Annotated in this window: 1 protein-coding gene; it reads left to right on the top strand. The window is 62.9% G+C overall.

Annotated elements, in window-relative coordinates; all coding sequences use genetic code 11:
- Positions 1-232: MMPL family transporter (locus SB717_RS39895; RefSeq protein ID WP_410908899.1), on the top strand; the 232-nt coding region annotated here is incomplete at both ends.

Below are 232 nucleotides of genomic sequence, written 5' to 3'. Positions count from 1 at the left end.
CGCCATGGATTACACCGTCTTCCTGCTCGCCACCGCCAAGGAGCACTTCGAGCGCACCGGTGACCCCGAGACCGCTCAGATCGACGGCATGGCGCACTCCGGGCGCATCATTCTCGCCGCGGCGGCGGTCATGGTCGCAGTGTTCTTCACATTCGCATTCGCAGAACCCCTGCCACCCAAGGAAATGGGGATCATCCTGGGTGTGGCGGTACTTCTCGACGCAGTCCTGATC

The sequence above is a fragment of the Priestia sp. SIMBA_032 genome (assembly GCF_046535215.1).
Taxonomy (GTDB): domain Bacteria; phylum Bacillota; class Bacilli; order Bacillales; family Bacillaceae_H; genus Priestia; species Priestia aryabhattai.
Note: the sequence above shows the minus strand (reverse complement) of the source record. Positions and strands in the feature narration are given on the sequence as shown.